Source organism: Enterobacteriaceae bacterium ESL0689 (genome assembly GCA_029433525.1).
GTDB lineage: Bacteria > Pseudomonadota > Gammaproteobacteria > Enterobacterales > Enterobacteriaceae > JAQTIF01.
Genome location: JAQTIF010000001.1, coordinates 2,267,656 through 2,293,523, shown reverse-complemented (window position 1 = coordinate 2,293,523; position 25,868 = coordinate 2,267,656). Strand labels below are relative to the sequence as shown.

Genomic DNA, 25,868 nt, shown 5'->3' with positions numbered 1-25,868 from the left:
GGGATGCGGACGGTGCATTTCGCCGCCTCGCGGGATGAAGGGTTGCCCGCAGGGGGGTGGCACCTGATAAAGCGCAGACAGCTCACGCTTCAGCCCCGTCTGTATCTTTATCTGTAAGAGGGAATAATGATGTTAAAAACAGGTCGCTATGTATTGATAGCCTCCCTGACACTATGGCTTGTCGGATGCGGTGATCACTACGCGCGTCAGGCACCGATTGAGAAAGTCAATCCAGCAACCGTCGCACCAGAGCCCCCGCCAGTAACCACCGTGCCTGCCATTCCGCGGATACCTGGGCAACCAGAGGCGGTGCCGGTTACGCCGCCTGTGCGCCATTATCAATGGGAGGCGACGATACAGCCGATGATTGATCAGATGCTGCAGGCAAAGGGGGTTAACCCCGGAAGTGTGTTGCTGGTTGATAACATGAATAACCGCACCAATGGCGCGCTGGATATTGACCAGGCCACCAGCGTATTACGCAATGCCGCAGACAATAACGGTAAGCTGACGCTGGTATCGCCGCAACAATTAACTGCTGCCAGACAGCAACTGGGGCTATCGCCACAGGACAGCCTGGGGGGGCGTAGCAAAGCGATAGGGATTGCCCGTAGCGTCGGGGCGCAATACGTGCTGTATTCCAGTGTGACAGGCAGTGCCAGTCTCCCTGAACTTAAAATGCAACTGATGCTGGTACAAACCGGCGAAATTATCTGGTCGGGTAAAGGTGTTATTCAGCAACAATAAGCTGACATGCGACGAAGTTTTATCGCGTTTTTTTCCGTCCTGGTCACCCGTGATGACACCATACCATCATGGGTTGAGTGGGCGTAGTTGCATTATCAGTGATGGTATACGGCGACGGGTAGTACGCTGGTCAGCATCGTCTCATTCCGCCGTGCGCGCATTTCGCCGTCACTACCGGACATTGTGCCGCTTACCGGCGACCCTCGTTCCCGCTGTCTGTTTTTATTCACCACGTTGTATGGTGGTGACCTATTATGCCGGTGAAGTGAAAAACACCCTGCCGGACAGTCGACAACTGGCCGGATTATTATATCATCTGCACCAACAGCCAGCGCTGGGCTGGCGTATTACCCTGGCACCATTGCTGACCACCTACTGGCAGCAGTGTGATAGTCGGCGACGCACACCGTTATGGTTGCGCTGGCATAAACGCCTGCTACAGTGTGCCGAACCCTCTCCTTTACGCCTGGCACCTCTGCATATGGATGTCCACAGCGGTAATATTGTCCATACCGCCGCAGGATTACGACTGATTGACTGGGAGTATGCCGGAGATGGTGATATTGCCCTGGAGCTGGCAGCGGCAGGGGGAGAGCATCGGTTAGTGAGTGAATATGCCCGGCTGGCAAATATTGATCAACAACAGTTATGGCAACAGGTGCGACGCTGGCGTCCGTGGGTCATCTTATTAAGCGCTGGCTGGTATGAATACCGCTGGCAACAAACGGGGGATCGGCAGTTTATTACCCTGGCCGATGAAACCTGGCGTCAATTATCGACAGAATAACAATAACAGTGGTCTGTTCCATCAGGTGTTATGGATACCTCACGCTGAATAGCGACAGCAGAGGAAAGCGGCTCATACATGACCGATATGAGCGCTGACCGGGGCATACAAGCGTTCTGATGTAGCGGGCACCAGGAGGCGTTTATATGGGTCCGCTGATGCTGGATGTTAATAGTTTTGAATTAGATGCGGAAGAGCGTGAGATTTTAGCCCATCCACTGGTGGGTGGCGTGATTTTATTTAGCCGTAATTATCACGATCCGGCTCAGTTACGCGAACTGGTGCGACAAATTCGTGCCGCTTCGCGCCAGCATTTGCTGGTGGCGGTCGATCAGGAAGGGGGACGTGTTCAGCGTTTTCGCGAGGGATTTACCCGTCTGCCCGCCGCTCAATCGTTTGCTGCGCTGCTGGGCATGGAAGAGGGGGCGGCATTAGCCCGCCAGGCAGGCTGGCTGATGGCCAGTGAAATGATTGTGATGGACATTGATATCAGTTTTGCGCCGGTGCTTGATGTCGGTCACATGAGCAGCGCGATTGGCGAACGCGCGTATCATCAGCAAGCCGATAAAACGCTGATTCTGGCACGCTGTTTTATTGAGGGTATGCATGAAGCGGGGATGAAAACAACGGGCAAACACTTCCCCGGACATGGTGCCGTGACTGCTGACTCCCATCAGGAGACCCCGTGTGATACACGCCCCCGGAAGAGCATCTGGGCGCAGGATCTTTCGGTGTTCCGTGCCCTGATTGCAGAAAATTGCCTCGATGCGATTATGCCCGCACATGTGATTTACCGTCATATCGACCCACGTCCGGCGAGTGGTTCTTCATACTGGCTAAAAACAGTATTGCGGGATGAACTGGGCTTTGATGGCGTGATCTTTTCCGACGATCTGTCAATGAAAGGTGCCGCGATCATGGGGAGCTATATTGAGCGTGGGCATACAGCGCTGGAGGCGGGATGTGACATGATCCTGGCGTGCAATAATCGTCATGGCGCGGTCAGCATTCTCGATAATCTGCCGACCGTTCAGGCCGAGCGTGCCATAAAATTGTATCATCAAGGCACATTGACCCGGCAGGCATTAAGAGATTCCGCGCGCTGGAAGCGTGTCAGTACCCAGCTGGAGCAGCTCTGTGACCGCTGGCAGGCGCTAAAGTCGGCATAATATCAAGTCTGATAGCCAGCATCATCAGCCGCATGATGCTGGCTGAAACGATCTGAAAATCCCATACCGCTGAAAAATAAGACAATGAAATTTGATATATATCAAATTTCATATCATCACGCGCTCGTTCATGGTATGCTTATTTAGCAATAATGTTATTTATGATTATTTTTTATTAAATAATTGTAATATAAATAACTTTTTATCCATTATTGAGCCATTATTCCGATGAGACAGGGGGTTATACCATTGAAAAAAATTGTCATTGTTGGCGGTGGCGCCAGTGGGCTGGAGTTGGCCACTCAATTAGGGCGCAAACTGGGGCGGCGTCAAAAAGCGCAAATCACGCTGGTCGATCGGAATGATACTCACCTGTGGAAGCCATTATTACACGAAGTAGCGACCGGCTCCCTGGACGAAGGCGTCGATGCACTAAGCTATCTCGCCCATGCCCATAATCATGGTTTTCACTTCCATCCGGGGACGATGACCGCGATTAACCGTGAGACGAAAACGATCACGCTATCGGAATTACGTGATGATCAGGGGGCGTTGCTGGTGGCTCAGCGTGAGCTACCGTATGACATACTGGTCATTGCGACCGGCAGTGTCTCCAATGACTTCAATACCCCAGGGGTGAAGGAAAATGGTATCTTTCTTGATAGCCCGCAACAGGCACACCGTTTTCACCAGCAGATGCTGAATCTGTTCCTGAAATATTCCGCCAGCACTGATAGCCTCGGAAAAGTGAATATAACGATCGTCGGGGGTGGCGCGACGGGGGTAGAGCTCTCCGCAGAACTGCATAATGCGGTAAAACTGCTGAGTGCTTATGGTTTCCAGCGACTCACTAACGCCGCGTTAAACGTCACTTTGATCGAAGCGGGTGAGCGCATTCTGCCCGCTCTCCCGGCGCGTATCTCTGCCGCGGCCAGTAATGAGCTGACCAGACTGGGTGTTAAGGTGCTGACAAACACACGGATAACACGTGCCGACAGCCAGGGGTTGTATACCAAAGAGGGCGAGTTTATCCCAGCCGATTTAATGGTCTGGGCGGCAGGAATTAAAGTGCCAGACGTTATGCAAGGCATCGGCGGGCTGGAAAGCAATCGTATTAATCAGCTGGTGGTCAGGCCAACACTGCAAACGAGTGATGATCCTGATATTTATGTGATGGGTGATTGCGCGTCATGCGCGCGTCCGGAAGGTGGCTTTGTCCCACCACGTGCCCAGGCCGCACATCAGATGGCCTCCTGTGTCATGAATAACATTCTGGCGCAACTTGCTGGCAAACCGTTACAACCTTATCACTATAAAGATCATGGCTCACTGGTGTCCCTTTCCAGCTACTCAACGGTCGGCAGCCTGATGGGTAACCTGACTGGCGGAACGATGATGATTGAAGGGCGTATCGCGCGTCTGGCCTATATTTCTCTGTACCGTATGCATCAAATCGCGCTGCATGGCTACTGGAAAACGGCCTTGATGGTGCTGGCCGGTGGTATCAATCGTATTATTCGCCCACGGCTGAAATTGCACTGAATTTTAGGGGGTGTCTCGTAGCCTGTTGCGGGGCAGATTTTTGTAACTAAGTGATCAACATCTCTTTTAAGTCAAATTATAAATCGGTTAATATTGAGTCAATTAAGCCATGTAAATGACAAAGAAATGGAAATGGATCATAAACTGACCCCGGAATTGCTGCAATCAATGGAGCAATCCCCGTTCTCGCTGGAACAACTGGCCGGAATGAATAATGAAACGATTGCAGGTCGCAAAGGAGAAGAGAGGCCGAAGGATTTCCTGTTATCTGTAGAGGTGGCGTAATGGGAAATCGATCCAACTGCTATGGCAGAGGAACAGCACTGGAGGGTGATAAAACAACCACGGGCGCAGAATGTATCGCCTCCATGTCCAATGATACTGAACATGGACGGAGGGTGGTTCGTGTTGGGGATAAAACAACCCCCTGTCCTGAATGTGGTGAGGTAGGGGTTATCGTATCCGGTGAACCCCGTGATACCAATAATGGTAAAATAGCGGCGGTGGATGGTTCAATCGTGCACTGTGGCTGTCCTTCCGGAACTAACCGAATTATCGCACCAGCAGGACAATGGGTTGGCAGAGGCCCGAATCCTTCTATTGCAGCCCTTGCAACCCTGATTGCTGAACGTAAGGCCGCAGAAGAAGAAAGAACTAAACAACGGGCTGAAGAACGTGACCGTAATCGGGTATTCGCCAAATCCTGCCTTCGTGGCGAGGGTTGTAATGATGCCGGTGAAGAGCAGGAACCCCATACTAATTTTGCATCAATGGCATTTTATCAGGCGGTTCCACCTGCTGATCCTGCCCCGGATAATGAAGTGGTTCAGCACGCGCAGGTAGCCAGGAACAAAACATCTGTTGAAGAGATCCCAGAGCCAAAGAAACGCAGCGCGCTGTATAAATGGTGGTTCGGTCATCATGAAGAAATTGAATATCAGCGGGCAATAGCCGCAGCGACGAGTACTGCTAATGTTCAAATGGCGCTTGAAGGTGCCTCCGCGCTTGGTCTGATAGGTGGAAGTGCCATTACGTCAGGAACGTGGGCGGTAAAAGCGGGTGAGATGGCTGCAGGACTCGGAAGGATAGCAACCGGCGGCCCGGGAGCTCCCATCGCAGCCGTTGTATTGGGGATGATGCCCGGCAGGCTCAATGACGGCGAACAGGACTTTATTGACCGGTTGAGACTGGAGCAGATGCATGAAGCGCCCACACGTGTGCGTTATACATGGGAAGATGACAGCCACGGTAACCCGGTTCCTCATGGCTGGCATACGCCACCGGGTCAGGATATGGTGCGTGTGCGTAAAATGGCGTGGGACAGCAGCCGAAAAGCGTATACGTTCACCACAGAGGAAGAGCCGCGTATCACCATCATCTGGACGCCAGACAGTTCAGGTGTCAATGTTCCTTTAAATACAGGCAACCAGAACCCGGTAAGGATACCCAATCCGGTTATGGTTGATCCGCTCCCGGAAGATACCCGTATTGAGGCAACGACCACTCCGGCCCCGGAAGAGAAGCATTTTACGGATTATATTCTTATTCTGCCATTGCCGAATATTCCGCCGGTTTATATTTATATAAACTCGGATCATAAATACTACACTCCTCCGAAAGAAAATCCTCCACTACCTGCATATCCTGATGCAAAAAAAGCGCAAGCTAAAACACCTGTTAAGGGAGGGGGTAAACTACGTAATCGTTGGAAAGATTCAAAAGGAAACATCTATGAGTGGGATTCTCAACATGGCACAGTAGAAGTTTATGATCGTTCAGGTCGTAATCATTTAGGTGAATTTAATCATATCACTGGTGAACAAACAAAACCCGCGGATCCAACAAGAAAGGTGGAGAAATGACAATAATATATACTATTGATGTATATAGTAAAGTGGATGAGGTGTTGCTTCTTGAAATTGAAATCCCAAAGAATAATCTGTCAGATGTGGCTGAAATCATGGGATGGAGCGAGGAGGATAAAAATGAATTTTCATTAGGTATTGGTGTTTATAATATTAATGAAAGCCAGGCGATTAAATTAGAGAAATTACTATGTAAAAAATTCTATTCTTCTGATAATTCTCTACAGATTTCGGGTGGTAGTGTCTAATACCCGGTAGACTGAATGACGGTGAATAGGACTTTATCGACCGGATGCGTCTGGAACAGATGCGTGAAGCCCCCACACGTGTGCGTTATACATGGGAAAACGACAGCCACGGTAACCCGGTTCCTCATGGCTGGCACAGATATGGTGCGTGTACGCAAGATGGCGTGGGATAGCGGCCGAAAAGTGTATACCTTCACCACAGAGGAAGAGCCGCGTATCACGATCATCTGGACGCCAGAGAGTTCAGGTGTCAATGTTCCCTCAAATACAGGCAACCAGAACCCGATAAGGATACCGAATCCGGTTATGGTTGATCCGCTGCCGGAAGATACCCGTATTGAGGCAACGACCACTCCGGCCCCGGAAGAGAAGCATTTTGCGGATTATATTCTTATTCTGCCATTGCCGAATATTCCGCCGGTTTATATATATCTTAGTCAGGGTCGTTCAGGTATTCCTGATAAAGATCATGATTATCATCCAGCACCGGAAACGAGTGAAATTGGTATTTCAGGTCTTAGACAGGCTAAGAAAAGAACACCTAAACAAGGTGGCGGCGGACTCAGAGAACGCTGGGTTGATGCTAAAGGTAAGCGGATTTATGAATGGGATTCTCAGCACGGTGAACTTGAGGAATACAGGGCGAGTGATGGTGAGCATTTAGGGTCTGTTGATTATAAAACAGGTGAGCAGCTAAAATCTCCTGTTAAAGGTCGAAATATTAAAAGATACCTATGAGGTAAAAGATGGGGCTAAAATTAACATTAGAATGGTTTGATAAAGCAGATGAGATTTTGATCAATAAAGAGACTTCTGCGGATCTAGGCCAGGATGGGAGTCTAATCAAAAAATTTAATTTACCCTTTGATGGCAGAATATATGACGGTGGATTTGATGTATTAATTTCGTGGAGAAATGATTTACAACCATTATTTTCACACCACATCGACTTCGATAAATATGACTACCAGCTAGTATTTAAGCGAAATGAATAAAACAATATACGCTTTCCATTCCAGGGCTTAGCAATCAGGGGTTGTTCGGTAGCAGCACATTGTTTCTTATGTGCTGCTCATTTCCGAGCCTCTCCGTGTGCGTTATACATGGGAAGACGACAGCCACGGTAACCCGGTTCCTCATGGCTGGCATACGCCACCGGGTCAGGATATGGTGCGTGTGCGTAAAATGGCGTGGGACAGCAGCCGGAAAGCGTATACCTTCACCACAGAGGAAGAGCCGCGTATCACCATCATCTGGACACCAGACAGTTCAGGTGTCAATGTTCCTTTAAATACAGGTAACCGGAACCCGATAAGGATACCCAATCCGGTTGTGGTTGATCCGCTGCCGGAAGATACCCGTATTGAGGCAACGACCACTCCGACCCCGGAAGAGAAACATTTTGCGGATTATATTCTTATTCTGCCATTGCCGAATATTCCGCCGGTTTATATTTATTTAAGCAAAAGACCTGAAGATCCTATTTGGACTAAGACTAAAACATTAGAGCCAGTTAAAAATGCGTATGAGCATTGGATAAAACATGGACAAGAGTTTAGTGATAAATCATTTAAGAATGCGAAGGATTATGTAGATGCAACTCACGATTTTGTTCGGGCACCATTAAATGGAATCTTAACAAAAACGCGTTTAAATGGAGATGTTCTTTTTTATGACCCTGCGACGAATACTTTTTCTGTAAAAACGAAAGATGGTGTTCCGAAAACTATGTTTAAACCTAAAGATGGAATAGGTTATTGGGAGAAACAAAAATGAGTAGTTCAATACATTTATGCCCTTGTTGCCATAAATATGAGTTTTCGGAAGTTGGGAGCTATGAAATTTGTCCGGTTTGCAATTGGGAAGATGATCCTGTTCAAGAAGAAGATCCAGGTTATGGTGGTGGGGCTAATGTAATGAGTTTGAACGAAGCTCGTAAAGCCTATGCTGAAGGACGTAAAGTCAAATAACAATTAATGCTGATTTATTTAGGCAGCACAATATAACTTGTGTGCTGCTTCATTTCTAATTTTCTCTACGTAATCATTCAGGTGAATTTAATCATATTACTGGTGAATAAACTAAACCTGCGGATCCGACAAGAAAGGTAGAACAATGACGATTATTTATACTATTGATGCTTTCGAACGTGTAGATGAGCTACTCGTCTTCGAAGTCGATATCCCGAAAGAAAAATTCCCTGAAATAGCTAAAATCATGGCCTGGACGGACGAAGACTATAATGACTTTATTACAGGATTGGGGGGGGGGATCTTACCAGCCAGCAGGTTAAGGCAATTGAGAAAATCTTAAATAAAAACTTTTTCCAGCAAAATTTAGATTTTCAAATATCAAGTGGAGAAATATGAAATAGATGAACCTTAAACTATCGTCTGGACGCTGGACAGTTCAGGTGTTAATGTTCCATCAAATACCGGAAACCAGACCCCGGTAAGGATACCCAATCCAGTTGTGGTTGATCCGCTGCCGGAAGATACCCGTATTGAGGCAACGACCACTCCGACCCCGGAAGAGAAGCATTTTGCGGATTATATTCTTATTCTGCCAGTATCGAATATTCCGCCGATTTATGTTTATCTACGAAATAATCCTGGACAGGTTACTGGTAAAGGTCAAAAGGTCAGCGGGATATGGTTGTCGGATGCCAATACCGGTAATGGTTCCCCGATTCCAGGTCAGATAGCAGATAAACTACGAGGCCGAACGTTTGCGAACTTTGACCAGTTCCGCAAGGCATTTTGGTTAGAGGTTTCAGAAGATCCTGAATTATCAGGACAATTTAAACCTCATAACCAGATTAATGTCCGCAATGGTAATTCACCTTTTACACGCGAAGTAGATCGTGCTGGAGGAAGAGAACGCTATGAAATTCATCATATTATTCCAATAAGTAAAGGTGGAGACGTTTATAACGTTGATAATATGGGAGTAACCACTCCGAAGCGTCATATCGAAATTCATTCAATAAGGCAGGGTAGATAATATGAGTGATAAAAAAACATTATCCGACTATTCAGAAAGCGAATTTTTAGATTTAGTTCGTAAAATCTGCAGAGCAGAGGGGCCAACAGAAGAGGACGATAATCGCCGAGTCAGGGAGTTCAGGCGACTTGCTGAACATCCATCAGGCTCCGACCTTATCTTCTACCCAGAGGATGGGAAGGATGACAGCCCCGAAGGTATTGTTCAGGAAGTAAAGCAATGGCGTCAGGTTAATGGTAAACCGGGCTTTAGAGAGTGTTAGAAATGCAGCATTAGTTGCTGAACGTAAGGCCGCAAAAGAAGAAAGAGCAAAACAACTGGCTGAAGAACGTGACCGCAATCAGGTATTGCTGCCAGCGGCTCCGGTGCCTCCATCGCAGCCGTTATGTTGGGAATGATGACCGGCAGGCCGAATGACGGCGAACAGGACTTTATCGATCGGATGCGTCTGGAACAGATGGCGGAAGCACCCACGCGTGTGCGTTATACATGGGAAGATGACAGCCACGGTAACCCGGTTCCTCATGGCTGGCATACACCACCGGGTCAGGATATGGTGCGTGTGCGTAAAATGGCGTGGGACAGCAGCCGAAAAGCGTATACGTTCACCACAGAGGAAGAGCCGCATATTACCATCATCTGGACGCCAGACAGTTCAGGTGTCAATGTTCCTTTAAATACAGGTAACCGGAACCCGGTAAGGATACCCAATCCGGTTGTGGTTGATCCGCTGCCGGAAGATACCCGTATTGAGGCAACGACCACTCCGACCCCGGAAGAGAAACATTTTGCGGATTATATTCTTATTCTGCCATTGCCGAATATTCCGCCGGTTTATGTTTATCTACGAAATAATCCTGGACAGGTTACTGGTAAAGGTCAAAAGGTCAGCGGGATATGGTTGTCGGATGCCAATACCGGTAATGGTTCCCCGATTCCAGGTCAGATAGCAGATAAACTACGAGGCCGAACGTTTGCGAACTTTGACCAGTTCCGCAAGGCATTTTGGTTAGAAGTTTCAAAAGACCCTGAACTATCAAGGCAATTTAAGCGAGGCAACTCCGGTAATATTAAGATTGGTAAAGCCCCGGCACCAAGGGAAAGTGAGCAGGTCGGAGGAAAGATAAAATATGATATTCATCATATTAAACCGATAAGCAAAGGTGGTGAGGTTTATAACGTGGATAATATGGGAATAGTGACTCCGAAACGTCATATAGATATTCACCGAGGCGAATAAAATGAAACAGATTAGTGATTACACAGAGAAAGAGTTTTTAGATTTTGTTCGTAAGTTATTTGACGTCAGTAACACTACAGAAGCAGAAGATATCAAAAATATCCTTGAGTTTAAACGGTTGACTGAACATCCTGATGGCTCGGATCTTATTTACTATCCGAGTGAAGATCGTGAAGATACCCCTGAAGGCGTTGTTCAGGAAGTTAAAGAATGGCGTCAGGCTAATGGTAAACCGGGCTTTAAAGAGTGTTAGAAATGCAGCATTAGTTGCTGAACGTAAGGCCGCAAAAGAAGAAAGAGCAAAACAACTGGCTGAAGAACGTGACCGCAATCGGGTATTGCTGCCAGCGGCTCCGGTGCCCCCATCGCAGCCGTTATGTTGGGAATGATGACCGGCAGGCCGAATGACGGCGAACAGGACTTTATCGATCGGATGCGTCTGGAACAGATGGCGGAAGCACCCACGCGTGTGCGTTATACATGGGAAAACAACAGCTACGGTAACCCGGTTCCTCATGGCTGGCATACGCCACCGGGTCAGGATATGGTGCGGGTGCGCAAAATGGCGTGGGACAGCAGCCGAAAAGCGTATACCTTCACCACAGAGGAAGAGCCGCGTATCACCATTATCTGGACGCCAGACAATTCAGATGTCAGTGTTCCATCAAATACAGGCAACCAGAACCCGGTAAGGATACCCAATCCGGTTGTTGTTGATCCGCTGCCGGAAAATACCCGTATTGGGGATACAACTACCCCAGCAGCGGAAGAGAAGCATTTTGCTGATTATATTCTTATTCTGCCGTTGCCGAATATTCCGCCGATTTATATATACCTGAGCAAACCACCTGTTGAGTTTTTGGAGGTTGAGCTTTACAGTGATTTTATTCGGCGCTCAAGGCAGGGAAAATATGAGGCAGATCATATGCCATCGAAAGCAGCAGTTAAGGCATATCTGAAAGCACATTACCCTGATATGACACCTGAAGATATTGAGCTTGCTTCTCAGGATGTTGCTGCAATAGTGATACCTAAAAAGGTACATCAGCAAATCAGCGAAACCTACGGTGGGAGTAACACATCTACACAAAGGCTTTGTTGAATAAATCGAACTTTCAGGTGACTGGCGGATCTGATAGCTACAGTCATTTCAATATCTGGTCACTATGGCAAAGCAAAAGTTTAAAATAACCAACTGGAATGCCTACAATAACGCACTCAGACAACGTGGCTCACTGACGATCTGGCTTGATGAGGCTGCCATTGCTGCATGGACTGACAGTGCAAAGCCTGAGGGGCGAGGCCGGCCACTTCACTACACCGATATGGCAATTACCACGGTACTGATGATGAAACGCGTGTTCAACCTGCCGCTCCGGGCTTTACAGGGCTTCGTTGACTCGATTTTTAAGCTGATGGCTCTGCCGCTGCGCTGCCCGGACTACTCTCTGCTCAGCAAGCGGGACAGCACCGTTAACATCAGCATAAAAACGCCAGCCCGTGGTGAAATCTCACACCTCGTCATTGACAGTACGGGCCTGAAAGTCGCTGGTGAAGGTGAATAGAAAGTCCGGCAGCACGGGACTGACAAGCGCAGAGTGTGGCGCAAGCTTCATCTGGCCGCAGACAGAGCGACGCAGAAGATAATCTGTGCTGACTTATCGCTCAGCGGAACGACGGATGCGCAGGCACTGGAGGGTTTGATAAACCAGACCCACAGGAAAATCAGGGAAGCTTCGGCAGACGGTGCTTACGACACGCATTACTGCCACGATGCCTTGTTGAGGAAAAAAATCAGGCCACTGATCCCGCCACGAAGTGGCGCGCAATACTGGTCCGGGAAGTATCATGAACGTAACCACGCGGTGGCCAATCAGCATCTGAGCGGCAGTAATGATGTCTGGAAAAAGAAAGTGGGCTATCACCGGCGTTCACTGGCAGAAACAGCGATGTACCGCGTCAAAACGTTGCTGGGTGGTCATCTGAGCCTGCGAGACTATGATGCGCAGGTGGGTGAAGCGATGGCGATGATCAAAGCGCTGAATCGAATGACGTCGTTGGGTATGCCGCATAGTGTCCGGATCGCATAACGGATGTATCCGAGGGAACCATAGACTCCATCGACTGCCTCTGATTTATTCAACAAAGCCGCGGATAATATGAAAGAAATTAGTGATTATACAGAGGGAGACCTTGACGGCGTTGTTCAGGAGGTCAAACAATGGCGTCGGGCGAATGGTAAACCGGGCATTAAGGATGAGTCTTTATTGATATAAAATAGTATTCATCTGCACTTTGGGGAGCGGATTTTCATCAGGGCTCATGAAACCGAATATATGTTTGTGACTACCTTGTCAGAACAGATCTGCCAATGTTTGCATCAGGGAAGTGTCCATATAGCTATTTAGCATAACGCATTAAATACAGAACTATCCGGATCTACAGCCCAATACACCGATGTAATTAACATTTTGTTATCAATATTAAACATAAGCTAAACGAAACTGTTTTTTATTGCACAGAGGTTGAGAATAGTCATAATTATATGATTTATTTATATATATTGTATTTATCTTTAATTAGCACAATCAGGATGTGTTTTAATGATTAAACAAGTAAATATTATTCATCGCATTGATTCCGAAGTCACGACAATACTTTCCTCTGATGGGTTAACCCCGGCGATTCATCAGCATTATGAAAGTTTTAAAGCGATGTATAGCGCTGATCCTGGATTATATAAAATTTTATTAAAAAAGAGTCGCTTTATCCCCTCTGTCATGATTATTGTGCATGCTTATTGTGAGGAAAAGCATCTGATATCAGATATTATCAAAAAATGCCTTATGATTAACATGATGAATGTTAATAGTCTTTATTCATTAGTCGATTTTTTGTACTTGCATAATATCATAAAAAAATCCCCCTCCAGTGAAGATAAAAGAAAACAGCACTACGCGGTTACAGAAAAAGGCGAGTCTGGAATAGTTAAAATGATTACCACGATGGCATCAGCACTATATCAATTAAAAAATAGAGATGTCAGCGTCGATGATAATGGCGGGGTGACAGGCTTTTTGGGGCGTTATAACAATATTATAGATAGCGGGCTGCTATTTTTTCATGACGTTGGCGAGGTGGATGTTTTTATCAATAAAAACGGCGGTCATTTTATTCTGTTATATCTCTACTGTAACCATCAGAATAATGAATTTAATGGATCAGTAGCGAAACTTTCTGCTTATTGTCATGTGTCGCGTACTCATATCGCGAGAATAATATCAGAGGCTATCCATCAGGGTTTACTGGCAAAAAACAGCCAGGGTAAAATTATCCTGTTACCTGAATTTATCGCGATGACTGAAAAATATATGGCAAGGCAATTTTCTTTTGTCATGTATGGACTTGGCTATCTCTGATGACATATGAACTCTCATTGCTGCCTGATGAAAGGGAAAATAGTGTCTGCCATCCACTTTCGCTCAGTGAGATGGCAGTCATCGCAATCGGGTATTGCTGACTGCCGATTGCGCTTTATTCAGCAATACTTATCGTATGCTGCTCTAACTGCTGTATAAACTGCGTCATCCATTCGAGGCGCGCTTTACGCTCGCTGAGATCTTCGCTAAATCGCAACCGTGTCGGGCCATCAAGGCGAAAATGCTGAGGATCTTTTTGCAGCAAGCCGATGAGCCAGGCCGGATTGACGTTATTTTTTTCATTAAACTCAATGACGCCCCCTTTATCATTACTCTCCAGCTTACGGATCCCCAGATTGTGCGCCCGCTGCCGCAATTGAGTGATTGCCAGCAGATTTTTTGCTGCCTCTGGCAGTGAACCGAAACGATCAATTAATTCAACTTTAATTTCTGCCAGCTGATTATCATTTTTTGCGCTGGCAATGCGTTTATAGAGCGAGAGCCGGGTATTCACATCGGGGATAAAATCATCCGGTAGCAGGGAAGGCATACGCAGTTCGACCTCGGTTTGCTGATGGACGAGATCTTCCAGCGAGGGTTCCCGTCCGGCTTTCAATGCGTCAACGGCGTTCTCCAGCATTTCCATGTACAGAGAAAAACCGATCGTCGTCATCTGGCCGCTTTGCTCTTCGCCGAGTAACTCACCGGCACCACGGATTTCGAGATCATGGGTTGCCAGCGCGAATCCGGCCCCCAGATCTTCCAGTGCCGCAATCGCTTCCAGTCGTTTTCTGGCATCGGTCGTCATCGCTTTGGGCGGGGGCGTTAACAGCCAGGCATAGGCCTGATGGAAGGAACGGCCGACCCGCCCGCGTAACTGGTGAAGCTGGGCGAGACCAAAATGATCGGCACGTTCAATGATAATCGTATTCGCGGTTGGGATATCGATACCGGTTTCGATAATTGTCGTACACACCAGCACATTAAAACGTTGATGATGAAAATCATTCATCACCCGCTCCAGCTCGCGCTCGCGCATTTGTCCGTGACCGATGGTGATCCGCGCTTCCGGTACCAGCTCAGCGAGACGGTCGGCGGCCTTCTGGATAGTAGCGACATCATTGTAGAGGTAATAGACCTGGCCGCCGCGCAGTATTTCACGCAGCATCGCCTCGCGCACCACTAACTTATCGTATTCGCGCACAAAGGTTTTCACCGCCAGGCGGCGGGCGGGTGGGGTGGCAATAATCGATAGATCACGCATGCCACTCATGGCCATATTCAGGGTTCGGGGGATCGGCGTCGCGGTTAAGGTCAGGATATCGACATCGGCGCGTAGTGCTTTAATCCGCTCTTTGTGACGCACGCCAAAGCGATGCTCTTCATCAACGATTAATAGCCCTAAATCGCGCAATTGGACATCGTTTTGCAGCAATTTATGGGTGCCGATCAGAATATCGATCTTCCCCTCTTTTGCCTGTTCGAGAATATGCGCCTGCTCTTTGGCACTGCGAAAACGTGACAGCATTTCGATACGTATTGGCCAGTTGGCAAAACGGTCACAGAAGTTGTCAAAGTGTTGTTGTGCCAGCAGTGTCGTCGGAACCAGCACCGCCACCTGTTTATGGTTCTCTACCGCGAGAAAAGCAGCCCGCATCGCAACTTCGGTCTTGCCGAAGCCGACATCACCACAGACCAGACGATCCATCGCCACCGGCTGGCACATATCGCTGAGCACGGCATTAATCGCCTGCGCCTGATCCGCTGTTGTTTCAAAGGGGAAACCGGCGCAGAACAGGCGATACTGTTCACGATCATGGTGAAAAGCAAAGCCCGGTTTGGCGGCCCGCTGGGCGTAAATATCCAGCAATTCTGCCGCCACGTCGCGAACTTTCTCCGCCGCTTTTTGCCGCGCCCGTGACCAGGCGTCGCTGCCGAGTTTATGCAGCGGCGCATTTTCTTCCGACTCGCCGGCATAGCGACTGATAAGATGCAACGATGAAACCGGAACATACAGTCGGGCGTCGTTGGCATAGGTCAGCATCAGGTATTCACCTTTTATCCCGCCCGTTTCGAGGGTGGTCATGCCAGCGTAACGACCGACACCATGCTCAAGGTGTACCACCGGCTGTCCCGGATGCAGTTCTGCCAGATTACGAATTAATGTGTCGGGATTAATCGTCCGCCGTGTATCCTGCTGGCGACGAGAGACCCGCTCGCCCAGTAAGTCGCTTTCACAAATCAGCGCCAGATTATTCTGACTGTCAATAAATCCATGTTCGGCCGCGCCGATCATCAAATAGCGCCCCCGACCCGTGGCGGCGTCAAGGCGCTGAATCGGTGTCGGTGCAATTTTAATCCGCGCCAGCATTTCGTTTAGCGCTTCCCGGCGGCCTTCGCTTTCCACCGAGAAGATCACCGGGCCGCTGAACGTTTCGAGGAAAGCACGTAACTTATCCAGTGGTGCTTTATTCTGCGACTGAATTGCGAGATCGGGCAGCGTCTGATAACCGAGGTTAGTATTGGCGGCTTTTTCTGCCAGATGTGCTGTTTTTAGCTGAATACGCGGCCACTTTTTCAGTTCGCTAAATAGCGCGTCAGGGGATAACCAGAGCGCTTCTGGCGGCAGAAGTGGCCGCATGGGATCGACGCCACGGCTGGTGAAACGGGCGTTGATCTCGTCGCTAAAGCGCTGGGCACTGGCGGTCAGATCGCCGGTATTGACGATCAGCGTGTTGGCCGGGAAATAGTGAAACAGGGGCAATAATGGTGCGTTGAAAAACAGCGGCTGCCAGTATTCGATGCCATTAGGTAAGGTGCCTTTGCTGACCTGCTGGTAAATATGTTCGGCATCACGTTTGATCTCAAAGCGCTCACGCCACTGGCTGCGAAACAGTTCAATCGCGGCCTGGTCGGTAGGAAATTCATGAGCGGGCAACAAATTAATCGCCTCGACCTCTTGCTGTGTGCGCTGATTATCGACGTCGAACAGGCGCAGGCTGTCGATTTCATCATCGAAAAAGTCGAGGCGATAAGGGTGCTCGCTGCCCATGGGAAACAGATCAAGCAATGCGCCACGGGTGGCATATTCGCCATGCTCCATCACCTGATCGACATGACGGTAACCGGCACTCTCCAGCTGCGCGCGCAGATTATCGCGTGATAAGTGCTGGCCTTTTTGCATCATCAGCGCGTGGCTGTGCAGATAACTGTGCGGGCAGACACGCTGCATCAACGTGCTGACAGGCACGATAAGTACCCCTTGTTGCCGGGAGGGTAACTGATACAACGTCGCGAGACGGGAAGAGATAATATCCTGATGTGGCGAAAAACTGTCGTAAGGCAGGGTTTCCCAGTCTGCCAGCTTTATCACCGTACTGTCAGTAAACTGGCGGATCTCATCATACAGACGCAGACTATTTTGCATATCGGGTGCGATCAGAACCACCGGGCCAGGATGACGTTCCGTTATTTCTGTCACTAAAGTGGCGCAGGCAGCACCAGTCAGTTCGCCGAGCTGGCGCTGATCGCCGGCTTTGACCGGCAGCGGGAATCGATATTGTTGAGGCATAGACGGTATCATTATCTCTTTAGCATAGTACGGCGGTGAGCAACATACTGATATTTCTCTGCTGATTATCCGTGATCATTTTAAATTCGCCAACCTGTATCGCTGATCTGCTGGCGGGCAAGAGAATCTATGCCATAACAAAAATAAGTCATTACTTATCGCTGGGATCGCTTATATACTCTTGCCCTGGTAAACAGCAACCTGACAGATGATATGTACCAGCCTGCGGCACTCTTTATTGGCCTTCGTTATATGCGTGGACGCGCTGCTGACCGCTTCGGTCGCTTTGTTTCCTGGCTTTCGACTATTGGTATCATGCTTGGTGTGATGGCGTTAATCACGGTGTTGTCGGTGATGAATGGCTTTGAGCGTGAGCTGCAAAATAATATCCTGGGCCTGATGCCCCTGGCGATTGTCAGCACCCCACAAGGGTCGCTTAATCCCCAGCAATTACCGCAAAGCGCGATTCAGTTAGCCGGGGTGACGGATATCGCCCCGATCACCACCAGCGATGTGGTATTGCAAAGTGCCAGCAATGTGGCGGTAGGAGTGATGCTGGGAATCGAGCCGACGCAGGACGATCCGCTGACCCCTTTTTTAATCAACGTGGCACAAAGCGATTTGCAGCCGGGTCGCTATAACATCATTCTGGGTGAGCGACTGGCAAGCCAGCTGGCGGTAAAGCGCGGGGATCAGATCCGCTTGATGGTGCCCTCTGCCAGTCAGTTCACCCCGATGGGACGTCTCCCCAGCCAGCGTTTATTTCATGTGATTGGCACTTTTGCCGCCGGTAGTGAAGTGGACGGCTATCAGATGCTGGTCAATATCAGCGATGCTTCTCGTCTGATGCGTTATCCAGAGGGAAATATCACCGGCTGGCGTCTGTGGCTTAATCAGCCTTTACAGGTGGATGAGCTCAGTCAGCAACCGCTGCCATCGGCCATGACATGGCAGGACTGGCGTCAGCGCAAAGGGGAGTTATTCCAGGCCGTGCGTATGGAAAAGAACATGATGGGACTGCTGCTGAGCCTGATCGTTGCGGTAGCCGCGTTTAATATTATCACCTCGCTTGGCATGATGGTCATGGAAAAGCAGGGGGAGGTGGCGATCCTGCAAACCCTCGGCCTGACTCCCCGGCAGATTATGCTGATCTTCATCGTCCAGGGCGCCAGCGCGGGAATTATCGGCGCGTTACTGGGGACTTTGCTGGGTATATTACTCGCCAGCCAGTTAAATTATCTGCTGCCGACGTTCGGTTTATTTGCTGGCGGTGGTGAACTGCCGGTTGTCATCATACCTTCTCAGGTGACCCTTATTGCGCTTATTGCCACGGGGCTGGCACTGCTATCGACACTGTATCCCTCCTGGCGCGCTGCTACTATTCAACCAGCCGAGGCTTTACGTTATGAATAAGATCCTGCTGCAATGCGACAATCTCTGCAAACGCTATCAGGAGGGTCAGGTACAGACTGATGTGTTACACCATGTCAGCTTCAGTATCGCTGAAGGGGAGACGATGGCGATTGTCGGCTCTTCCGGTTCGGGTAAGAGCACATTACTACATCTTCTGGGGGGGCTGGACACGCCAACGTCGGGCGATGTGATTTTTTCCGGCCAGTCGCTGAAGCAACTCACCGCCGCCGCGCGTGCTGATTTACGCAATCGCGAACTGGGTTTTATTTATCAGTTTCATCATCTGTTGCCCGACTTTAGTGCGCTGGAAAATGTCGCCATGCCGTTGCTGATCGGGAAACAGCGGGCGTCGGAGATCGAACGCCAGGCGCGGGCGATGCTCAAGGCTGTGGGGCTGGAACATCGCAGCGACCATCGTCCGTCAGCCCTGTCGGGGGGCGAGCGCCAGCGGGTGGCGATTGCCCGTGCGCTGGTCAATAATCCGCGTCTGGTACTGGCCGATGAACCGACCGGTAATCTCGATGCCCGTAATGCCGACACTATTTTCCAGCTGCTCGCTGAGCTTAATCTTGCCCGCAACACCGCTTTTCTGGTGGTCACCCATGATCTGCAACTGGCAAAACGGATGAACCGGCAACTGGAGATGCGCGATGGTTGTCTGAATGATGAGCTGACATTGACCGGAGCCCGCGCATGACCCTGCCATTATCACTGCGTATTGCGCTGCGTTTTAGTCGTGGACGGCGGCGGGGTGGCATGGTGTCGCTCATCTCGCTGATTTCAACCACTGGCATTGCCCTCGGTGTCGCGGTATTGATCATCGGTCTGAGCGCGATGAATGGTTTCGAACGCGAGCTGAATCAGCGTATTCTGGCCGTCGTGCCCCATGGCGAGATTGAACCACAACAACAACCCTGGTATGACTGGCCGCATGCGCTGGAAAAGGTTGAGCAGGTGAAGGGCATCGTCGCCGCAGCGCCCTATATTCATTTCACCGGGCTGGTGGAGAACGGTAATAACATGCGGGCGATTCAGGTGAAAGGAGTGGACCCGCAACAGGAGAGCCGCCTGAGCGCCTTGCCGCGTTTTGTCCTGCATCATGGCTGGCGCGATTTTCAGGCCGGTAAACAACAGATTATTCTGGGTAAAGGAGTGGCCGATGCGCTGCATGTCCAGCCGGGGGGCTGGATTACCATCATGATCCCGAACACCGATGCCGGGCATCAGCTTCGTCAGCCAAAGCGCATCAGATTACAGGTATCCGGTGTGCTACAGTTAAGCGGTCAGCTCGATCATAGTTTTGCCATGATCCCGCTGAGCGATGCGCAACAGTACCTGGATATGGATAACAGTGTCAGCGGAATAGCGATTAAAGTCAGCGATGTGTTTCGCGCTAGTACTCTGGTACGGGCAGCGGGCGAGGCGATCAACAGCAACCTGTATATCAAAAGCTGGATTGGAACTTACGGCTATATGTACCGTGATATTCAGATGATCCGTGCCATTATGTATCTGGCGATGGTACTGGTGATCGGGGTGGCCTGTTTTAATATTGTCTCGACCCTGGTGCTGGCGGTGAAAGATAAAAGCAGTGATATTGCGGTATTACGCACCCTTGGGGCGAAAGATCGCCTGATTCGGGTTATTTTTATCTGGTATGGTTTATTGGCCGGTTCTGTCGGCAGTCTGATCGGTGTGTTGATCGGCACCGTCGGGGCGTTAAATCTGACGGCGATAATGCAGGGCATCGAGCGGCTGACCGGCCACAAACTGCTGTCGGGTGATATCTATTTTATTGATTTTCTGCCCTCTGAACTGCACTGGCGCGACGTATTGTATGTACTGATAACCGCTCTTTTGCTGAGCTTGCTGGCAAGCTGGTATCCCGCGCGGCGCGCGAGTCGCCTTGAGCCTGCGCGCATCCTGAGTGGTCAGTAAGCACCAGCCGATAACATGAGGCAGGGTACGGAAAAGCACTTTTTCGGCCATCATTGTCGCCAGTAGCAGCGTGATTCAGGAAATAGCGGAATCTACCGATGGTAAAGGGTATATCACCGGCATATCCGTCAGCGGGGGATACGGCAGATCGGCTGACGGTGTAGTTTTTCTTTTTGCCTTATTAACCGTCAGGAGTTGTTATGTTATCGCGTCGTTTACAACAATTAAGTCGTTTTCGGCATAAAAAGCGCCGATTGCGTGAACGTATGCGCGAGCAGGTTTTTTTTATTGATAAGGTCATGGCTGCGCTAATGCATAAGCCGTGCGTGGTTATATTAACCGGTGCCGGGATCTCGGCGGAGTCGGGGATCAAAACATTCCGCGCCGCCGATGGACTGTGGGAAGGCGAGCGGGTCGAAGATGTCGCGACGCCACAAGGATTTGTCCGCGATCCGGCACGGGTGCAGACATTTTATAATTCTCTGCGCCGTCAGCTACAGCAACCGGATATCGCGCCGAATCCGGCGCATCAGGCGCTGGCGCATCTCGAAGCGGCGCTGGGCGCTCATTTTCTGCTGGTAACACAAAATATCGATAATCTGCATGAAAGATCCGGAAGCAGGCGGATTATCCATATGCATGGTGAATTACTGAAGGTACGCTGTACCCGGAGCGGAAAGATACAGGAGTGGCACGGTGATGTAATGGCGGAGGATCGCTGTCACTGTTGCCAGCCACCGGCCCCGTTGCGGCCACATATCGTCTGGTTTGGTGAGATGCCGCTGGGGATGGCGGAAATTGACCGTGCCCTGGCGCAGGCGGATATCTTTATTGCGATTGGCACCTCCGGGCATGTGTATCCGGCTGCTGGTTTTGTGCATAGCGCCCGTTTACAGGGGGCGCATACCGTGGAGCTTAATCTTGAGCCGAGCCTGGTGGAGAGCGAGTTTGCCGAAAAGCATTATGGTCCGGCAAGCCAGCAGGTGGTCAGCTTTGTCGAACACTTACTGGCGAGTCTGCCTGCGGGACGGCGCAGTGACGCCGCCGCCCGTGATGATTAATGACCGGCTTTGAGCTTCTGGTAATACTCTTCATAGAGTACGTTGGTACTGCCGACATCATTCTGCCACTCGCCTCTGGCGAAGGTGTCGGCGTCGGGGTAGAGCGATTTATCATTCGCCACTTCCGGAGCCAGCATTTTGCGTGCGGTCAGGTTGGGTGTCGGATAGCCAATGGTTTCTGCCACCTGTCTGGCGATTTCCGGACGTAGCAGAAAATCGATCAGTTTCAGTGCGCCATCGACATTTTTCGCGTTGGCCGGGATCGCCAGGCTATCCATCCAGAAAATCCCCCCCTCTTCGGGCCAGACCACCGTCAGTGGCGTTCCGGACTGGCGGGCAACCCATGCCGAACCATTCCACACCATGCCGAGGTTAACTTCGCCCTCCATATAGGGACTGGCGGGATTATCGGAATTGAATGCCGCGATGTTAGGCATCAGCTTTTTCAGTTCTTCATAGGCGGCAGCAATTTCTTGCGGATTAGTGGTATTACCGGAATAGCCCAGCTTACGTAGCGCAATCTGGAACACTTCGCGGGCATCGTCGGTGAGCAGCAGACTGTTTTTGTATTGTGGCTTCCACAGATCCGCCCAGCGGGTGATGGTTTGCGGATCGATAGCCTGACTGTTGATACCAATGGCGGTGGCCCCCCAGATATAGGGCACAGAGTAGTCATTATTGGGATCAAAAGGTTTGTTTAGCATCAGCGGATCAAGATGGTGGAACTGCGTCAGTTTGCTTTTATCAATTTTTTGCAGCATCCCCTCTTTACGCATCTTCGCGACAAAATAGGTCGATGGCACTACCAGATCATAGGCACCCTGCTGGTAGGTTTTGAGTCTCGCATACATGGTTTCATTCGACTCGTAAGTGGAATAGATAACCTTGATCCCGGTCTCTTTCGTGAACTGCTCCAGCAGTCCTGGCGGTACATATTCGGTCCAGTTGTAGAAATAGAGCGTTTTGCTATTGTCGGCATGAACCGTGTTCATACCGAGCACAAGCGCGCCTGCGGCGAGCAGGAGACGAGGCGATAATTTCATATTGATTTCCCCCGGGTTTTATCACGAGCAATGAGCTGACTGGCAATGACCATCATCAGCGATAGAATTAACAGGATCGTCGCCAGAGCGTTCACTTCAGGTGAGACCCCGACTTTGACCATTGAATAGATCTTCAGCGGCAGGATTTCGTAATCCGGGCCGGTCACAAATGAGGCCACCACCACGTCATCCATTGACAGGGTAAAACTCAGCAGCCATCCGGCAGCCACGGCGGGTAAGGCCAGCGGTAAAATGATCCGGCTCAGAATGGTGGTTTCACTGGCACCAAGATCTTTCGCCGCCTCCAGCATCCGCACATCGAAGCCTTTCAGGCGTGAATAGACGGTAATGACCACGAAGGGCAGGCAGAAGGTGATATGTGAGAACAGCAAAGACCAGAAACCGAGCTGGATACCGATGATCATAAACAGCACCAGCAGAGAGATAGCCATGACGATATCTGGCGACATCATCACCACATATAACATCCCGCTGACGAAGGGTTTACCGCGAAAACGATAACGGTATAGCGCGACAGCGGTCAACGAGCCTGTCAGGGTCGCAAATGTGGCCGACAGAAAGGCGATAGACAGTGAATGTTGTGCCGCCTGTAACAGGCTATCGTTGTGGATCAGCCGTTGATACCATGCGGTGGTGAATCCCTGCCAGTGGATCGCGAAACGAGAGCTGTTAAATGAATTGACGATCAGAATGATGATCGGAATATATAACCAGCTATAGAGGGCGAGCATAAAGCTGCCACGTAATACGCGCCCGGTCATTCCACATCTGCCTTCTGATTTAATAAACGGGCGGCACGCCAGTATATCAACAGCATCAGTCCCATGACTAAAGTCAGGGTAATGCTGGTGGCTGCGCCAAAAGGCCAGTCACGGATATTGAGAAACTGACTTTTAATCACGTTACCAATCAGCAGATTTTTCGCGCCCCCCATCAGGTCAGAAATATAGAACATCCCCATTGCCGGTAACATAACCAGCAGGCAGCCAGCGATAATGCCCGGCATGGTCAGGGGAATAATGATGCGAATAAATGTCTGCAGTTGGCTGGCTCCCAGGTCTCTGGCTGCTTCCAGCAACGGGCGATCGAGTTTCTCGATGCTGGCATAGAGGGGCATCACCATAAAAGGCAAGAGAATATAGGTCAGGCCAATAATCACCGCCAGTGGGGTGTACATGATCCGCAAAGGGGTATCAATCACCCCCAGCCACAACAGAAAACTATTGAGATAGCCATTGGTGCTGAGAAAAATTTTCAGGCCATAGATGCGGATCAGTGAGTTGGTCCAGAACGGGACGATCAGCAAAAACAGCAATAACGGGCGTATCTTGTGCGGCATGCTGGCGATAAACCAGGCAAAAGGATAGCCGAGTAACAGGCAGCTGAGGGTTGCCAGTAGCGCCATATTCAGCGAGTGTAATAACACCTCATAATAGAGCGGATCAGCCAGCCGGGCGTAATTATCCAGGCTAAAGGCCATTTTGACAAAATGGGCATCATCGCGGGTCAGAAAGCTGGTGCCGATAATCATCAGATTGGGCAAAAAAACAAACAGCACCAGCCAGCCGACAATGGTCGCTACCGCCAGATGCTGGAATTTAAAGATGTTCTTCATCAGCCAGTACCACCTCCCAGCTCTCTACCCAGTTAATGGCCATTTTCTGGTTCAGGGAATGATCAAAATCAGGATCGTCTTCATTAAAAAATTCACTGACCGTGACTATTTTGCCATTTTCCAGCTCGACCACCGATTCGAGGGTCATGCCTTTATAATTGCGCTCGCGAATATAACCGATTAACCCGTCCGTTTTGTCGCTGCCGTGAATTTCATCGACACGCAGATCTTCCGGTCGTAGCAAAACATTCAGCGACTGCCCCTTGCTGACCGGAAATTTGACACAGATATTACATTCCCGTCCTTCGACACTGGCCCGGGCATGTTGATCATCAAGAGGTTCAATGACGGTGGCATTGAACACATTGATCTCGCCAATAAATCGAGCGACAAACAGATTGTCTGGCTCTTCGTAGATTTCGCGCGGGGTGCCTTGTTGCTCAATGCGACCTTCGCGCATCACGATAATGCGATCAGACATTGTCAGCGCTTCTTCCTGATCGTGGGTGACAAAAACGAATGTGATACCGAGCTGACGTTGCAGTGCTTTGAGCTCGTTCTGCATCTGTTTACGCAGTTTATAATCGAGAGCGGATAACGGTTCATCTAACAACAACAGACGCGGTTTATTCACCACCGCCCGGGCGATGGCAACACGCTGTTGCTGACCGCCCGATAACTGATGGGGTTTACGTTGCGCGAACTCCGCCAGTTGTACCATCTGTAAGGCATCAATGACGCGGGGAGTAATCTCGGTTGCCGGAGTTTTTTGCATCCGTAAGCCAAAAGCGACATTGTCGAATACCGTCATATGAGGAAACAACGCGTAACTCTGAAAGACGGTATTGACGTGACGATGCTCGGCGGCAACATGGGTGATCTCTTGTCCCTCAAGATCAATACGTCCGTTGTCCACGGTTTCAAGACCGGCGAGTAAACGAAGAACGGTAGTTTTTCCACAGCCTGAAGGGCCAAGTAGCGTCAGAAACTCGCCGTCATGAATGGTCATATTGAGATCCGGAATAACCATTTTATCAGCAAAACTTTTGCGAATGGCTGTCAGTTGCACTAGCGGTGAAAGCGAACGCGGTTGTGTGTTCAATTTTTTATTCAGTACCCTATAAACGAAATGGATGACCGACCCTGATGGGTTAAGTATTGCACAGCATCAATAAGGGCAAGCATT

27 protein-coding genes and 2 pseudogenes are annotated in these 25,868 nt (G+C 49.8%); 24 read left to right on the top strand and 5 right to left on the bottom strand.

Annotated features, from left to right (window positions below):
- The first annotated feature begins 129 nt into the window (after window positions 1–129).
- The 20 genes and pseudogenes from lpoB (at window position 130) to PT300_10985 (ending at window position 14,020) form a co-directional block, all read left to right on the top strand.
- On the top strand, window positions 130–747 hold the full coding sequence (lpoB, locus tag PT300_11080) for a penicillin-binding protein activator LpoB (protein MDF7681095.1): 618 nt from the start codon (window positions 130–132) through the stop codon (window positions 745–747).
- Window positions 728–1,534 (top strand): thiamine kinase, encoded by an 807-nt coding sequence (gene thiK, locus PT300_11075; protein MDF7681094.1) that lies wholly within the window; start codon window positions 728–730, stop codon window positions 1,532–1,534. Before lpoB ends, thiK begins: the two co-directional genes overlap by 20 nt.
- Before the next feature lie 146 nt (window positions 1,535–1,680).
- A complete protein-coding gene (gene nagZ, locus PT300_11070; protein MDF7681093.1) occupies window positions 1,681–2,703 on the top strand; it encodes a beta-N-acetylhexosaminidase in 1,023 nt (340 codons plus the stop codon).
- Between the two features lie 228 nt (window positions 2,704–2,931).
- Window positions 2,932–4,245: an NAD(P)/FAD-dependent oxidoreductase gene (locus PT300_11065; GenBank protein MDF7681092.1), complete on the top strand. Its 1,314-nt coding sequence runs from the start codon at window positions 2,932–2,934 to the stop codon at window positions 4,243–4,245.
- 132 nt (window positions 4,246–4,377) lie between these two features.
- Window positions 4,378–4,530 carry a hypothetical protein gene (locus PT300_11060; GenBank protein MDF7681091.1) on the top strand — a complete coding sequence of 51 codons (153 nt, stop codon included), beginning with the start codon at window positions 4,378–4,380 and terminating at the stop codon, window positions 4,528–4,530.
- Window positions 4,530–6,107, top strand: coding sequence for a colicin E3/pyocin S6 family cytotoxin (locus tag PT300_11055; protein ID MDF7681090.1), 1,578 nt, complete (start codon window positions 4,530–4,532; stop codon window positions 6,105–6,107). The genes PT300_11060 and PT300_11055 overlap by 1 nt, the downstream gene beginning before the upstream one ends.
- The gene (locus PT300_11050) at window positions 6,104–6,358 is read left to right on the top strand and encodes a hypothetical protein (protein MDF7681089.1); all 255 of its coding nucleotides are present in this window, start codon (window positions 6,104–6,106) and stop codon (window positions 6,356–6,358) included. The genes PT300_11055 and PT300_11050 overlap by 4 nt, the downstream gene beginning before the upstream one ends.
- Before the next feature lie 62 nt (window positions 6,359–6,420).
- Window positions 6,421–7,096, top strand: a pseudogene (locus PT300_11045) (colicin E3/pyocin S6 family cytotoxin).
- 8 nt (window positions 7,097–7,104) lie between these two features.
- The gene (locus PT300_11040) at window positions 7,105–7,353 is read left to right on the top strand and encodes a colicin E3-like toxin immunity protein (protein MDF7681088.1); all 249 of its coding nucleotides are present in this window, start codon (window positions 7,105–7,107) and stop codon (window positions 7,351–7,353) included.
- Between the two features lie 97 nt (window positions 7,354–7,450).
- Window positions 7,451–8,134, top strand: a complete 684-nt coding sequence (locus PT300_11035) for an S-type pyocin domain-containing protein (protein ID MDF7681087.1) — start codon at window positions 7,451–7,453, stop codon at window positions 8,132–8,134.
- Window positions 8,131–8,328: a CPCC family cysteine-rich protein gene (locus PT300_11030; GenBank protein ID MDF7681086.1), complete on the top strand. Its 198-nt coding sequence runs from the start codon at window positions 8,131–8,133 to the stop codon at window positions 8,326–8,328. The genes PT300_11035 and PT300_11030 overlap by 4 nt, the downstream gene beginning before the upstream one ends.
- A 145-nt stretch (window positions 8,329–8,473) precedes the next feature.
- Window positions 8,474–8,671 carry a hypothetical protein gene (locus PT300_11025; GenBank protein ID MDF7681085.1) on the top strand — a complete coding sequence of 66 codons (198 nt, stop codon included), beginning with the start codon at window positions 8,474–8,476 and terminating at the stop codon, window positions 8,669–8,671.
- Between the two features lie 87 nt (window positions 8,672–8,758).
- Complete coding sequence (locus PT300_11020; protein ID MDF7681084.1) at window positions 8,759–9,361, top strand: S-type pyocin domain-containing protein; 603 nt, start codon at window positions 8,759–8,761, stop codon at window positions 9,359–9,361.
- 1 nt (window position 9,362) lies between these two features.
- The gene (locus tag PT300_11015; protein MDF7681083.1) at window positions 9,363–9,623 is read left to right on the top strand and encodes a bacteriocin immunity protein; all 261 of its coding nucleotides are present in this window, start codon (window positions 9,363–9,365) and stop codon (window positions 9,621–9,623) included.
- A 123-nt stretch (window positions 9,624–9,746) separates the two neighbouring features.
- Entirely contained in the window at window positions 9,747–10,601 is an 855-nt protein-coding gene (locus PT300_11010; protein MDF7681082.1) for an S-type pyocin domain-containing protein, read from the top strand.
- 1 nt (window position 10,602) lies between these two features.
- Entirely contained in the window at window positions 10,603–10,854 is a 252-nt protein-coding gene (locus PT300_11005) for a bacteriocin immunity protein (GenBank protein MDF7681081.1), read from the top strand.
- 123 nt (window positions 10,855–10,977) lie between these two features.
- On the top strand, window positions 10,978–11,703 hold the full coding sequence (locus PT300_11000) for an S-type pyocin domain-containing protein (protein MDF7681080.1): 726 nt from the start codon (window positions 10,978–10,980) through the stop codon (window positions 11,701–11,703).
- Between the two features lie 64 nt (window positions 11,704–11,767).
- A pseudogene (locus PT300_10995) lies at window positions 11,768–12,691 on the top strand (IS5 family transposase).
- Between the two features lie 69 nt (window positions 12,692–12,760).
- Window positions 12,761–12,877: a bacteriocin immunity protein gene (locus PT300_10990; GenBank protein ID MDF7681079.1), complete on the top strand. Its 117-nt coding sequence runs from the start codon at window positions 12,761–12,763 to the stop codon at window positions 12,875–12,877.
- Between the two features lie 327 nt (window positions 12,878–13,204).
- Window positions 13,205–14,020, top strand: a complete 816-nt coding sequence (locus tag PT300_10985; protein ID MDF7681078.1) for a MarR family winged helix-turn-helix transcriptional regulator — start codon at window positions 13,205–13,207, stop codon at window positions 14,018–14,020.
- A 115-nt stretch (window positions 14,021–14,135) separates the two neighbouring features.
- Here the strand turns inward: PT300_10985 and mfd are convergent, their stop codons facing one another.
- On the bottom strand, window positions 14,136–17,591 hold the full coding sequence (gene mfd, locus PT300_10980; GenBank protein ID MDF7681077.1) for a transcription-repair coupling factor: 3,456 nt from the start codon (window positions 17,589–17,591) through the stop codon (window positions 14,136–14,138).
- 213 nt (window positions 17,592–17,804) lie between these two features.
- Between mfd and lolC the strand changes: the two genes are divergently transcribed.
- The 4 genes from lolC to cobB all read left to right on the top strand — a co-directional run bounded on the left by lolC (window position 17,805) and on the right by cobB (window position 22,003).
- A complete protein-coding gene (gene lolC, locus PT300_10975) occupies window positions 17,805–19,004 on the top strand; it encodes a lipoprotein-releasing ABC transporter permease subunit LolC (protein MDF7681076.1) in 1,200 nt (399 codons plus the stop codon).
- Window positions 18,997–19,701, top strand: coding sequence for a lipoprotein-releasing ABC transporter ATP-binding protein LolD (lolD, locus tag PT300_10970; protein MDF7681075.1), 705 nt, complete (start codon window positions 18,997–18,999; stop codon window positions 19,699–19,701). Before lolC ends, lolD begins: the two co-directional genes overlap by 8 nt.
- On the top strand, window positions 19,698–20,942 hold the full coding sequence (lolE, locus tag PT300_10965) for a lipoprotein-releasing ABC transporter permease subunit LolE (protein ID MDF7681074.1): 1,245 nt from the start codon (window positions 19,698–19,700) through the stop codon (window positions 20,940–20,942). Before lolD ends, lolE begins: the two co-directional genes overlap by 4 nt.
- A gap of 200 nt (window positions 20,943–21,142) precedes the next feature.
- On the top strand, window positions 21,143–22,003 hold the full coding sequence (gene cobB, locus PT300_10960) for an NAD-dependent protein deacylase (GenBank protein ID MDF7681073.1): 861 nt from the start codon (window positions 21,143–21,145) through the stop codon (window positions 22,001–22,003).
- Here the strand turns inward: cobB and potD are convergent.
- From potD to potA, 4 genes are read right to left on the bottom strand one after another with little or no spacing between them, the layout of a single operon-like run.
- A complete protein-coding gene (potD, locus tag PT300_10955; protein ID MDF7681072.1) occupies window positions 22,000–23,046 on the bottom strand; it encodes a spermidine/putrescine ABC transporter substrate-binding protein PotD in 1,047 nt (348 codons plus the stop codon). The two genes, cobB and potD, sit on opposite strands and share 4 nt — an antisense overlap.
- Window positions 23,043–23,828: a spermidine/putrescine ABC transporter permease PotC gene (potC, locus tag PT300_10950; GenBank protein ID MDF7681071.1), complete on the bottom strand. Its 786-nt coding sequence runs from the start codon at window positions 23,826–23,828 to the stop codon at window positions 23,043–23,045. Before potC ends, potD begins: the two co-directional genes overlap by 4 nt.
- Window positions 23,825–24,682, bottom strand: coding sequence for a spermidine/putrescine ABC transporter permease PotB (gene potB / locus PT300_10945; GenBank protein MDF7681070.1), 858 nt, complete (start codon window positions 24,680–24,682; stop codon window positions 23,825–23,827). The genes potC and potB overlap by 4 nt, the downstream gene beginning before the upstream one ends.
- Window positions 24,666–25,796, bottom strand: a complete 1,131-nt coding sequence (potA, locus tag PT300_10940; GenBank protein MDF7681069.1) for a spermidine/putrescine ABC transporter ATP-binding protein PotA — start codon at window positions 25,794–25,796, stop codon at window positions 24,666–24,668. The genes potB and potA overlap by 17 nt, the downstream gene beginning before the upstream one ends.
- Window positions 25,797–25,868: the final 72 nt, after the last annotated feature.